At 76.8% G+C, this 12123-nt stretch carries 11 protein-coding genes; 3 read left to right on the top strand and 8 right to left on the bottom strand.

The features are described 5' to 3' along the window. Positions 1-36 precede the first annotated feature (36 nt). Positions 37-747 carry a hypothetical protein gene (locus AC1050_RS05720; protein WP_482386394.1) on the top strand — a complete coding sequence of 237 codons (711 nt, stop codon included), beginning with the start codon at positions 37-39 and terminating at the stop codon, positions 745-747. On the opposite strand, the gene AC1050_RS05715 is transcribed toward AC1050_RS05720, so the two are convergent. Further along, complete coding sequence (locus AC1050_RS05715) at positions 723-1712, bottom strand: stage II sporulation protein M (RefSeq protein WP_482386393.1); 990 nt, start codon at positions 1710-1712, stop codon at positions 723-725. The genes AC1050_RS05720 and AC1050_RS05715 overlap by 25 nt on opposite strands. A 64-nt stretch (positions 1713-1776) precedes the next feature. On the opposite strand from AC1050_RS05715, the gene AC1050_RS05710 reads away from it, so the two are divergent. Beyond that, positions 1777-2604 (top strand): RDD family protein, encoded by an 828-nt coding sequence (locus tag AC1050_RS05710; RefSeq protein ID WP_482386392.1) that lies wholly within the window; start codon positions 1777-1779, stop codon positions 2602-2604. Positions 2605-2644: 40 nt separating this feature from the next. Here AC1050_RS05710 and AC1050_RS05705 read toward each other — a convergent pair whose 3' ends face one another. Beyond that, positions 2645-3109, bottom strand: coding sequence for a MarR family winged helix-turn-helix transcriptional regulator (locus AC1050_RS05705; protein ID WP_482386391.1), 465 nt, complete (start codon positions 3107-3109; stop codon positions 2645-2647). 71 nt (positions 3110-3180) lie between these two features. Here AC1050_RS05705 and AC1050_RS05700 point away from each other — a divergent pair, with 71 nt between their 5' ends. Next, positions 3181-5073 (top strand): ABC transporter ATP-binding protein, encoded by a 1893-nt coding sequence (locus tag AC1050_RS05700; RefSeq protein ID WP_482386390.1) that lies wholly within the window; start codon positions 3181-3183, stop codon positions 5071-5073. 7 nt (positions 5074-5080) lie between these two features. On the opposite strand, the gene AC1050_RS05695 is transcribed toward AC1050_RS05700, so the two are convergent. From AC1050_RS05695 to AC1050_RS05670, 6 genes are all read right to left on the bottom strand, one after another. Then, positions 5081-6265, bottom strand: coding sequence for a winged helix DNA-binding domain-containing protein (locus tag AC1050_RS05695; RefSeq protein ID WP_482386389.1), 1185 nt, complete (start codon positions 6263-6265; stop codon positions 5081-5083). 20 nt (positions 6266-6285) lie between these two features. Further along, on the bottom strand, positions 6286-7578 hold the full coding sequence (locus AC1050_RS05690) for a DUF58 domain-containing protein (protein WP_482386388.1): 1293 nt from the start codon (positions 7576-7578) through the stop codon (positions 6286-6288). Positions 7579-7587: 9 nt separating this feature from the next. Then, a complete protein-coding gene (locus tag AC1050_RS05685; protein WP_482387246.1) occupies positions 7588-8658 on the bottom strand; it encodes an AAA family ATPase in 1071 nt (356 codons plus the stop codon). 92 nt (positions 8659-8750) lie between these two features. After that, positions 8751-9980: a DUF4350 domain-containing protein gene (locus AC1050_RS05680; protein WP_482386387.1), complete on the bottom strand. Its 1230-nt coding sequence runs from the start codon at positions 9978-9980 to the stop codon at positions 8751-8753. Then, a complete protein-coding gene (locus tag AC1050_RS05675; RefSeq protein WP_482386386.1) occupies positions 9977-10660 on the bottom strand; it encodes a DUF4129 domain-containing protein in 684 nt (227 codons plus the stop codon). Before AC1050_RS05675 ends, AC1050_RS05680 begins: the two co-directional genes overlap by 4 nt. After that, positions 10657-12027, bottom strand: coding sequence for a DUF7847 domain-containing protein (locus tag AC1050_RS05670; RefSeq protein WP_482386385.1), 1371 nt, complete (start codon positions 12025-12027; stop codon positions 10657-10659). The genes AC1050_RS05675 and AC1050_RS05670 overlap by 4 nt, the downstream gene beginning before the upstream one ends. Between the last annotated feature and the right edge of the window lie 96 nt (positions 12028-12123).

Raw genomic sequence — 12123 nt, 5'->3', positions numbered from 1 at the left:
CAGCCGGCTCCCAGGTGCCCGTGCTGTGCTGACCGGGTGCTGCCCGACGACGCCCGCCACCCCGACGAGCCCTGGGCGGTCCGCCGCGCCGGCCTGCTCGACGTCAACCGCATCGCCCGGATGATCGGCGAGCACCGCCCGTTCATCGACCTGGACGGCGACGGCGAGCCCGACGAGGTCCCGCACCCCGAGCACGCCGGGACCGCGACCCGCCTGATGCTGAGCCTGGGCGGCCTGGAGCACGGCGAGCTGTGGTTCGCCGAGCAGGACGACGCCGTGACGGCGGTGGCGTTCTGGCTGCCGCCGGACGCCGAGCACCTGGCGCAGGACCTGCACCGGGTGATCAGCCGCGAGCTGGACGTCGTCCCGGTGCGCGACCCGGAGCCCGCGCACGCCCCGCTGCGGTCGATCGTGACGGCGACGTCGCAGACGCTGGCCCTGATGCAGACCGCCGACGCCGAGCGCGTGCTGGTGCTGCTGTCCGACGACGGCACGGCGACGGGGGAGCGCCGGCGGGCGCTGCTGGCGGACGTGCTGGCGCCGGTGGTCGCGGAGCAGGCGGTGGCGGGGCGGCCGGTGCTGGCCGTCACGGTCGACCCGGCGCAGGTCGCCGACCTGACGGCGCTCGGGTTCGCCGAGCTGGACCGGACGCCGCTCGGGGCCGCGTCGCTGTGGCTCGGCGTGCTGCGCGGCGACGTGCCCCGTCGTGCTGCTCAGGCGGCTCAGGCGGCGATCGCGACCGCGTAGCCCGCGGCGTCCTCGTCGAGGTCGCCGGTCTCGCCGTCGGCCACGGCGCGGCGGCCGAGGACGATCGTGTACGCCCAGAAGGCGGCGAGCGCGATCGCGCCGATCACGATCTTCAGCCACCAGGCCAGGTCCGACCCGGTCACGAAGCCCTCGATGATCCCGGAGAGCAGCAGCACCCCGACCAGGCCGATCGCGACCGTGATGAGCGCGCGGCCCTCCTCGGCGAGCGCCCGGGCCCGTGGCCGGCCCTGCGGGTCGACCCACGTCCAGAACAGCCGCAGCCCGGCGGCACCGCCGACGAAGATCGCCGTCAGCTCGAGCAGGCCGTGCGGCGCGATGAGCTGGAAGAACACGTCGAGGCTGCCGTGCGCGGCCATCATGCCGCCGGTGGCGCCGACGTTCACGGCGTTCTGCGCCAGGACGTACGCCGGGCCGATGCCCGAGATGCCCAGGCCGATGCACAGCGCGGTCACCCAGGCGTTGTTGGTCCAGACGACCGCCGCGAACCCGGCACCCGGGTCGTAGTAGGAGGCGAACGCCTCGTCGACGTAGGCCTGGCGCTCGGTCGGGGTGCCCATCGCGGCGAGCGCGTCCGGGTCCGTCGCCACGTACCAGCCGGCGACGGTGCCGACGGCCAGGAACGCGACCATGACGCCCACGGTCCACCACCGGATCCGGTACAGCGCGGCCGGCAGCGACACGACGACGAACCGCCGCACGTCGCGCCAGGCGGGCTCGTGCGTGCCGGCGATCCGCGCGCGGGCCCGGGCCAGCAGCTGGGACAGCCGCTGGACCGTGTCGGGGTCGGGCGCGGAGGACCGGACGGTGGACAGGTCGGTGGCCACGGACTGGTAGAGGCGCACCATCTCGTCCGCCTCGGCCCCGTCCAGCCGGCGCTGCCCGGCGAGCTCGTCGAGGCGCGCCCACGAGGACTGCCGCACGGCGGAGAAGGCGTCGAGGTCCACGCCCGATACCCTGCCACACGGGACCCGGCGCGCACCGGGTGACCTGGGGCCGGACCGCGTGGAGGTGGACGTGCAGGACGAGGGCATCGTCATCGGCGAGGGCGTGCTGCTCGACGCGCGCCCGACGTCGTTCGCCAGCCGGGTCGCGGGGGCGCTGATCGACGTGGTCGCGCTCGGGGTGACGCTGCTCGTGCTGCTCTGGCTCGCGGGCGTCGTGGGCCTGTCGGCCGAGGGCGACGTCGCGCAGGTCCTCACGGTCGTCCTCATGGTGACGGTGCTGGTCGTCGTCCCGACGACCGTCGACACGCTCACCCGCGGCCGGTCCCTGGGCAAGCTCGCGGTCGGCATCCGGGTGGTGCGGGACGACGGCGGCCCGCTCCGGTTCCGGCAGGCGCTGGTGCGCGCGCTGGTCGGCGTCATGGAGCTGTGGCTCACCCTCGGGTCGGTCGCCCTGATCACCTCGCTGGTCAACCCCCAGGGCAAGCGGCTCGGCGACCTGCTGGCCGGTACGTACGCCGTCCGGGTGCGCGGCCGCACCCAGCCGCAGGCGGTGGTGCCGATGCCGCCGTTCCTCGCGGGCTGGGCCGCCGGTGCGGACGTGGCGCGGCTGCCCGACGGGCTGGCGCTGCAGACCCGGCAGTTCCTGGTCCGCGCCGCGGGTCTGCACCCCGGGTCCCGCTACGCGCTGGGCCAGCAGCTCGCGGCCGACGTCTCGCGGTACGTCGCCCCCGGCCCGCCCGCGGGCACGCACCCGGAGGCGTTCCTCGCCGCCGTGCTGGCCACCCGGCGGGACCGGGAGTACGCCGCCACGACGCGAGCCGCGCAGCGTGCCGCCGCCGAGGCCGTCACCCTGCACCGCCTGCCGCACGGGGTGCCCGACCCCGCCCGCTGACCCGCCGCGGTCGGCCTCCCGGCGCCGCCCGGCCCGGTGGTCAGACGCACCCGCCGTCGGTGCCGGGCTCGTCGACCAGGCGGTGCAGCAGGCGCAGCAGCTCGTCCTGCTCGGCCGGCTGCAGCCGCGCGAGCAGCTCCTCCGCGTGCTGCCGCCGCCGCTGGTCCGCCTCGGCGAGCACGGCGCGCCCCTGGTCCGTCACGGCCACGAGGGTCGCCCGCCGGTCGGTCGGGTCCGGGCGCCGCTCGACCAGCCCGGCACGCTCCAGGTCGTCGACCAGCGACGTGACCGAGCGGGGCACGACGTCGAGCGCCGCGGCGAGCGCCGTCTGCCGCTGCGGCTCGGGCTCCCGGGCGACGACGCGCAGCAGCCGGTGCCGTGAGGGGGTCAGGTCCACCTGCTCGCGCACGTCGCGGCGCATGGCTTGCAGCGCCCGGCGCAGCAGCCAGAACAGCTCGTCGCCCGGGTGGGCCGGCGGGTGCGCGTGCGGGGTGACCGGGATCATGGCACCCAACATAGCGAACATGGCACATAGAGAGGTAGCCTCACTAACAGTTCCCACCCCCGGGAGGCCCCATGTCCATGCACGGACCCCAGGGCGGAGGCGGCGGCCGGGCCATGTACCGGTCGTTCCGCTCCGACCCCTCCGTGACGCAGCGCCGCATCAGCCGCGCCGTCCTGCGCCGGATCCTCACCTTCGCCCGCCCCTACCGCGGGCTCATCACGATCTTCCTGATCCTGGTCGCGGTCGACGCCGCCATCGGCGCCGCGACCCCGCTGCTCTACCGGCAGATCATCGACAACGGCATCGCGCAGGGCCGGACCGGCCTGGTGCTGGGTCTGGCCGGCGTCGTCGCCCTGCTCGCCCTCGCGACCGCGGGCCTGACGCTGGCCTCGCGCTGGCTGTCCTCGCGGATCGGCGAGGGCCTGATCCTCGACCTGCGCACGCAGGTGTTCGACCACGTCCAGCGGATGCCGCTGGCGTTCTTCTCCCGCACGCAGACCGGTGCGCTGGTGCAGCGGCTGAACGGCGACGTGCTCGGCGCGCAGCAGGCCTTCACCTCGACGCTGTCCAACGTCGTGTCCAACGTGCTCACCGTGGTGCTGGTCATCGCGGCGATGCTGTCCCTGTCCTGGCAGATCACGCTGATCTCGCTGGTGCTGCTGCCGGTGTTCGTGCTGCCGGTGCGGGCGATGGGCCGGCGGCTGGCGGCCGTGACCGCCGAGTCGTACGCGCTGAACGCGGAGATGGGCCAGACGATGACCGAGCGGTTCAACGTCGCCGGCGCGCAGCTGGTGAAGCTGTACGGCCGGGCGGACGACGAGACCTCCGTGTTCGCGGGGCGCGCCGCCCGGGTGCGGGACATCGGCATCACCAGCGCGATGTACTCCGCCGTGTTCCGCGTCGGGCTCACGCTCGTCGCCGCGGTGGCCGTCGCCATCGTCTACGGGCTGGGCGGCGTGCTCGCCATCCAGGGCTCGCTGACCGTCGGCGTCGTCGTGGCGCTGACGTCGTACCTGACCCGGCTGTACGGGCCGATCACGGCGCTGTCCAACGTCCAGGTGGACGTGATGACCACGCTGGTGTCGTTCGAGCGCGTGCTCGAGGTGCTCGACCTGAAGCCGACCGTGGCCGACGCCCCCGGCGCCCGCCCGCTGCCGGACGACGTCGCGCGGACCGCCAGCGTGGAGCTGGACGACGTGAGCTTCCGGTACCCCGCCGCGTCCGAGGTGTCGCTCGCGTCGCTGGAGTCGGTCGCGCGGCTGCAGACGGAGGTGCCCGGCACGACGCTGGAGCACGTCTCGTTCACGGTGCCGCACGGGCACCTGGTGGCCCTGGTCGGGCCGTCCGGCGCCGGCAAGACGACCATCGCGCAGGTCGTCGCCCGGCTGTACGACGTCACCGGCGGCACGATCCGGGTCGCCGGCCAGGACGTCCGGGAGCTGACCCAGGACAGCCTGCGGGCCGCGATCGGCATCGTCACCCAGGACGCGCACCTGTTCCACGACACCATCCGCGCCAACCTGCTGTACGCCCGCCCCGACGCGGACGACGCCGCGCTGGAGCAGGCGCTGCGCCGGGCGCAGATCTGGGACCTGGTCACCCGGCTGCCCGACGGCGTCGACACCGTGGTGGGCGACCGCGGCTACCGGCTGAGCGGCGGCGAGCGGCAGCGGCTGGCCATCGCGCGGCTGCTGCTCAAGGCGCCGCCGGTCGTCATCCTCGACGAGGCCACCGCGCACCTGGACTCCGAGTCCGAGGCCGCCGTGCAGCGCGCGCTGGCCGAGGCGCTGGAGGGCCGGACGGCGATCGTCATCGCGCACCGGCTGTCCACCATCCGCGAGGCCGACTCGATCGTGGTCCTGGAGCGGGGCCGGGTGGTGGAGCAGGGGACGCACGAGGACCTGCTCGCCGCCGGCGGCCTGTACGCCGACCTCTACGAGACCCAGTACGCAGCGGCGGGGTAGCGGCGCCTCAGGGCCCCTCGGCGACCTCCACCGCGTGCGCGTGCGCGTCGTCGGCCGCGAACCGCACGAGGCGCTCCGCCTCGGCCAGCACCTCGGCACGGGCCGCCCGCGGCCACGGCCGCAGCGGGGTGACGGTCAGCCGGGCGAGCTCGCGCCTGCCCTGCTCGCCCGCGGGCCGGGGGAGGCGCTCGCGGCGGATCACCCACGAACCCGCGACCACGCCGTCCACCAGCACCGTCCCCGGCGGCATCCCGTTGCGGCTGGCCAACGCCGGCCGCACCTCGGGCGGGACCACCCGGGTGCGGTCGTCGTGCGCCAGCAGCATGTTCTCGAAGTCGGGCAGCAGCCGGACCGGTGCGGGTGCGTCCGGTCCCGGGCGCGGGGCGCCGGGCAGGTCCAGCAGCACCCGCGGCCGCCCGCCCGGCGGGTCGGCGTGCGTCAGCTCCACCAGCGCGGGCCGGAGCCGGTCGACGACCGTCCCCAGCCGGGTGAGCCCGCACCACTGCTGCACGTCGGCCACGGTCGCGGGCCCGTACGCGGCCAGGTAGCGCCGGACCAGGTCGGCGAGGACGGCGTCGCGGTCGGCCGGGTCCGACAGGTCGGCGGTCGGCCGGCCGAACCAGGCGGGCGCCGGCGTCCACGTCGTCGCCATGCTGCGGCCCCAGACGCCGCGCGGGGTCACCTGGACCAGCGGCAGCAGCCCGCGGGCGCCGAGCGCGAGCGCCCGCGGGTCCAGGTCCGGCCAGGTGGCGGCCAGGCGGTCGCCCAGCGGGCCGGCGGCCAGCGGCCCCTCCGCCAGCGCCTCCAGGGCCGCCCGGGCCAGGTCGTCCAGGTCGACGTGCCGCAGGGTCGGCCCGGCCGACGTCGCGGAGATCGTCCGGCGGCGCAGCATCGGCTCCAGCAGCGGCCACAGCCGCAGGGCGTCGTCCGCCGTGACCAGGTGCACCGTGTCCCGCAGCAGCGCGATCCGGGCCACCCGCCGGTCGGTCATCGCGTCGGCGAGGTCGGCGTGCCGGAAGCCGGCGACGCGGGCGTGCAGCGCGAGGTAGGCCGAGGACGGGTTCTGCGACTGCAGCGCCACCAGGTGCGCCACCTCGCCGACCACGTCGGACGGGACCCGCTCCAGCAGGTGCTGCCGCGCGAGCAGCGCGCGGTTCAGCCCGCGGGTGGTGATGACCTCGTCGCCGCTCACGGGCCCACCGTAGGGCAGGGCTACAGGCGGCCGGCGGCCTTCAGTGCCAGGTACGTGTCGGCCAGGCGCGGCGCCAGGTCCTCGGGCAGCGCGTCGACCACCTCGACGCCGTGGCTGCGCAGCCGCTGCGCCACGGCGGACCGCTCCAGCTCGGTGCGCTCGGCCGCGGCGGCGTCGAACAGCGCGGCGACGTCCTCGCGACCGGTGCGCAGGCGCTCGACCTCCGGGTCGCGCACGGACGCGAGCACCACCTGGTGCCGGGACGCGAGCCGGTCGACCACGCCGAGCAGCCCGTGCTCGACGGCCGCCGGCTCGAGCGCGGACAGCAGCACGACGAGCGCGCGCTGGGACAGCCGCTCCTGGACCTGGGCGACGACGCCGGGCCAGTCGGCCTCCACGAGCGACGGCTCCACGCCGGCCAGCGCGTCGGCGACGGCCGGCATCAGCCGCGGACCGGAGACGCCGGCGACGCGGGCCCGGACGGTGCGGTCGTACGCCAGCAGCTCGACCCGGTCGCCGGCGCGGGACGCGAGCGCCGCCAGCAGCAGGGCGGCCTCGACGGAGGCGTCCAGCCGCGGCTCCTCGCCGGTGCGGGCCGCGCTGGTCCGCGAGGTGTCGAGCACGATCAGCACGCGACGGTCGCGCTCGGGGCGCCAGGTGCGGACCACCACGTCGGCGCGCCGGGCGCTGGCCCGCCAGTCGATCGACCGGACGTCGTCGCCGATGACGTACTCGCGCAGGGAGTCGAACTCGGTGCCCTGGCCGCGGACCTGGACGGCGGCGCGGCCGTCCATCTCCCGCAGCCGGGCCAGCCGGCTCGGCAGGTGCCGGCGCGAGGAGAACGCCGGCAGGACGCGCTGCGTCCCCGGCACGGTCATCGAGGCCTGCCGCGCAGCGAGCCCGAGCGGCCCCAGCGTGCGGACGGTCACCCGGTCGGCGTGCAGGTCGCCGCGCCGCGACGGGCGCAGCGCCGTCTCCACGCGGCGGGACTCGCCGGGCGGGAGGTCGACCCGGTGCCGGTTCGCCGTGGCGCCCGCCGACGGCTGCCACGCGTCCCGCACCAGGGCGCGCAGGCGCCGCGCCCCGGTGTGGGTCAGCGTCAGGCGCGAGCGCCCGGCCTCGTGCAGGCGGACCGCCCCGGAGACGTCCCGCCGGATCGCCACCGCGCGCGGGGACGCCGCCAGGGCGGCGTCGACCCCGCACAGCAGGACGCACAGCAGGGTCCACACCAGCACCGTGCCGGGCACCGGCAGGAGCAGCACGACCGGGACGCCGAGCGCGGTCAGGACGACCGCGCGCCAGGTGATCGCCACGCCCGGCCCTCAGCGGGGGACCGGCACGGACGCCAGCACGGTGTCCAGCACGGTCTCCGCCGTGACGCCCTCGAGCTCGGCCTCGGCGCGCAGCTGGATGCGGTGCCGCAGCGTGGGGTGCGCGAGCGCCTTGACGTCGTCCGGCGTCACGTACGGCCGGCCCGACAGCCAGGCCCAGGCCCGGGACGTCGCGAGCAGCGCGGTCGCGCCGCGCGGGGAGACGCCGAGGGACAGCGACGGCGACTGCCGGGTCGCGCGGACCAGGTCGACGACGTAGCCGAGCACCTCGGGCGCGATCTGCACCTGCGCGACCTCGGTGCGGGCGCGGGCCAGCACCTCCTTGCCGGCCACGGCGCGCACGCCGGCCTTGACCAGGTCCCGGGGGTCGAACCCGGCGGCGTGCCGGGCCAGCACCTCGATCTCCTCGTGCCGCTCCGGCAGGGGGAGCGTCAGCTTGAGCAGGAACCGGTCCAGCTGCGCCTCCGGCAGCGGGTAGGTGCCCTCGTACTCGACGGGGTTCTGCGTCGCGATGACGATGAACGGGTCCGGCAGGGCCCGCGGCGTGCCGTCGACCGACACCTGCCGCTCCTCCATGGCCTCGAGCAGGGAGGCCTGCGTCTTCGGGGGCGTGCGGTTGATCTCGTCCGCGAGCATCAGGTTGGTGAAGACCGGGCCCTCGCGGAACGAGAACTCCGCCGAGCGCGCGTCGTAGACCAGCGACCCCGTGACGTCACCGGGCATCAGGTCCGGGGTGAACTGGACGCGCTTGGTGTCCAGGTCCAACGCCGCGGACAGCGCGCGGACCATGAGGGTCTTGGCGACGCCGGGCACGCCCTCGAGCAGCACGTGGCCGCGGCAGAGCAGCGCGATCACGAGGCCCGTGACGGCCGCGTCCTGGCCGACGACCGCCCGGCCGACCTCGCTGCGCACGGCGCCGAGCGCCTCGCGGAGCTCCGGGGAGGGCTGCGGGACGTGCTGCGCCGGCGCGTGCCGCGGGGCACCCTGCGGTGCTGCCGGGGCGCCCTGGGGCGCTGCCGGGACGGCGTGCTGGGCCGCCGGGGCGGCGGCGGGCGCCGGCACGTGCGGGGACGGCGGCGCGGCGGGGGCGGGCGGCACCGGGGGCGCCGCCGGCGCGTGCTGCTGCCACGGGTCCGGGGCGGGGTGGTCCTGGGTCACGTGGGGTGAACCTCGCTCTCGAGCTGGTCGAGCCGGCGGGCCAGGTGCTCCAGGCCCGCGTCCGACGTGGGGGGTGGTCCGTACAGCAGGTCGGCGACGTCGGCCTCGTCGCGCCGGGCGGCGCGGGCGGTCGCGGCGACGACCTCGGGCGCGGCCGCGGAGCGGGGCAGCCCCAGCCGGCGGGCGCAGCGGTCGGCGGTCCCGGCCCGCAGGGACGCGGCGGCGTGCCCGTACGACCGGGAGGTGCGGTAGAGCCGGGCGCGGCCGCGGGTGGTCTCCGCGGCGCGCACCACGACGGGCAGCGACTCGGTGACGACCCGCCCGAGCCGGCGGCCGCGCCACAGGGCGAGGGCCCCGACGACGACCAGCGCCTGCACCAGCGCCAGGCGCGCGGCCGGCGGCAGCAGGTCCCCGAGGCCGGGCGCGGCCTGCGCGTCCCCGCCCAGGTCCGCGGCCGACGGGACGTACCAGACCAGGTGCTCGTGCCGGCCGAGGGCCCGCAGCGCCAGGGCCGCGTTGCCCTCCTGCGCGACCTGCGCGTTGGTGACCAGGTCGGCGTCGCCCAGCACGGTCACGCGCCGGTCCTGCGCCTCGGTGACCGAGTAGAGGTAGGTCTGCGGCTCCGTGCCGGGCAGCGGGAAGCACAGCGTCGTCCCGGTCGGCGCCTCGGCGTCCGCCGTGCGTGGCAGGACGCCGGCGCCGGAGCCGGTGATCGTGCCGGCCGCCGTGGCGTCGGGGTCCGAGCAGGCCGCCGGGAGCGACGTGGGGGTGCCGCCGCCGGACCAGCCGGTGTCGAGGTCCTCGACGGCCTCCCAGAGCAACGTGGTCGGCTCCAGCAGCACCAGGTCGGCGGCGGTGCCGGCGAGCGCGGAGACCTGGGTCTCGGACAGCAGCCAGTCCGAGGTCACCAGCAGCGTGCGGCCGGGCCCGGCGGCGTCCACCGCCTCGGCCGAGGTGCGCACGTAGTCCACGGTGACGCCCTGGTCGCGCAGCACCTCGGCCAGCGCGCGGGCGCCGTCGTCACGGGGGTTGTCCGGCGCGAGCGGCGTGCTGGACCGGGCGGGGGCGGGCAGCACGGTCGCGAGGACGCCGACCAGCAGCACCCCCAGCACGGCGAGCACCCAGCGCAGCCGCCGCCACCGGGACGCGGCGCGGCTGCGGGCGGTGGTCCCGTCGCCCAGGACGACGGCCTGCTCCGCGGGGCGGGTCGTGGCGGGGGCGCTCACGCGTCCACCCCCGCGCGCAGTCCGGCGAGCAGGGTCGGGCGGGTGGCGGCCACGCGCGCGTCCAGCTCGCGCAGCGCGGCGTCGTCGGCCGCGCCGGGGGTGCGCTCGCCGTAGACCACGTCGTCGAACAGCCGGCCGGCGGACCGCAGGTCGACGGCGTGCGCGGGCAGCCGCAGGCCGGCGGCCTCGACGGCCTCGTGCGCGGTGCGCCCGGGGCGCTCCTCGAGCACCGTGCGCTCCTCGAGCGACCGGACGACGGCCCGGAACCGGTCGGCCACCGCGGTCGCCCAGTCCCCGCGCGCGGCGGCGGCGTCGGCCGCGGCACGCAGGTCGGCCGCGGTGCGGCGGTCGTCCGCGTCCAGCACCGAGCCCGGCCCGGCGACCCGGCGGCTGCGCCGGACGGGCCCGGTGACCAGGAACGCGATCAGCACGATGACGAGCAGGCCCGCCAGGACCGCCAGCAGGGTGCCCGTGTTGCCGATCCCGACGCCGCCGAGGCCGTCGAACAGGTCGCGCAGCCACTCGAGCAGCCGCTCCAGCAGGCTCGGGCGCTCGTGGTACACCGGGTCGGCGAGCTCGCGCTCGAGCCAGCGGCGCGCCTCGTCCGCGTCGGGGACGACCGGCACCCCGGCCGCGGGCACGGCGACGAGCGCGCCGAGCGCCAGGGAGCCGCCGGTCACCGCTCGGCGTCCGCCGCCCGCGCGAGCTCGACGTCGAGGCCCTCGCGGCGCATCCGGACGTCGATGTAGGCGAGCGCGACCACGCCGGCCATGAACACGGTGGTGATGGTGGTCGCGACCGCGGTGCCGAGCGCGGTGAACGCGATGGCCGCGCCGCTGGTGAGGAAGGGGTCGTTCAGCACGAAGCTCGCGATGATCGTGATCGGGAAGACCACGATCTGCGCGACGATGCCGACCAGGATGTTGACCAGCACGTACAGCCCGAGCAGGCGCCAGAAGCTGCCCCGGGTCAGCCGCCACGCGCGGGCGATCGACGCCCAGAAGCCGCCGCCCTCGAGCATCAGCGCGGCGGGCGCCAGCAGCGTGCGCACCGCGATCCAGCAGCCGCCGACCACGAGCGCCGCACCGACCACGAAGACGGTGAGGATCGTCAGGCCGACGCTCTCGGTGCCGCTGCCCACCAGCACGACCAGGCCGATCAGCAGCGCGGCGACCACGCTGATCGCCAGCCCGAGCAGCAGCGTGAAGCCGATCACCCAGGCGATCCGCTTGCCCGAGCCGCGGACGACCTCGCCCACGCTCACCCGCTGGCCGATCACCGACCGGCTGACCGACAGGATGAGCAGGCCGGTGAGGATCGTCGTGGCGAGCGCGGTGAGCGGGACGGTCGCGACGGAGGCGAGCGAGGTGCCGAACGAGCTGCCGAACAGCTCCGTCTCGGCCGTCGTCAGCCCCGCGCTGCCGGTGAAGAACGAGTTGACCGAGTCCGCGAGCAGGCCGGCCAGGTACCACTGCACCAGCGCGCCGATCGCGGTGGCGACGGCCACGACCACGGCGGTGAGCCCGAACATGGTCTTCGGGTTGTGCCGGATGGCCCGGAAGGCGCCGTCGAAGATCTCCCAGATGCTCAGCGGGCGCAGCGGGATGATGCCGGGCTGCGCCACGGGCGGCTGGTACGGCGTCGGGCCCCAGCCGGCGGCACCGGGCCGGCCGTACTGCCGCTGGCCGTACTGCTGCCCGGGAGCCGGGGGGAAGCCGGGCGCCGGAGGGTAGCCGGGGGCCTGGCCCGGGGGCGGGGCCTGCCCGTAGCCGGGCGCCTGCCCGTACCCGGGGGCCTGCCCGTACCCGGGGGCCTGCCCGTACCCGGGGGCCGGCGGGACGTCACCCGGACGGCCGCCGCCCGGGTGGGTGCCGGCGTCACCCCAGGGGTTCACCGGCTGGCCGGGCTGCGCCGGCTGGCCGGGCTGCGGCGCGCCGGGCGCCTGCCAGCCGGCGGGGGCGTACTGCCCGTACCGCGGTGCGGGGCGCTGCTCCTCGCCGGGACGTGGTGCGTCCTCGGGGCGACCCTCGTCGTGCGGCGTGCTCATCGGGTGCTCCCTGGTGCTCGGGGGACGTCGTCGCGGCGCCCGCGCGCGGGCGGCTCCGGACGGCTGACCGCCATCGTGCCACGTCAGGTCGACGGC

The organism is Cellulomonas sp. NEAU-ZC6 (genome assembly GCF_056844425.1).
Note: the sequence above shows the minus strand (reverse complement) of the source record. Positions and strands in the feature narration are given on the sequence as shown.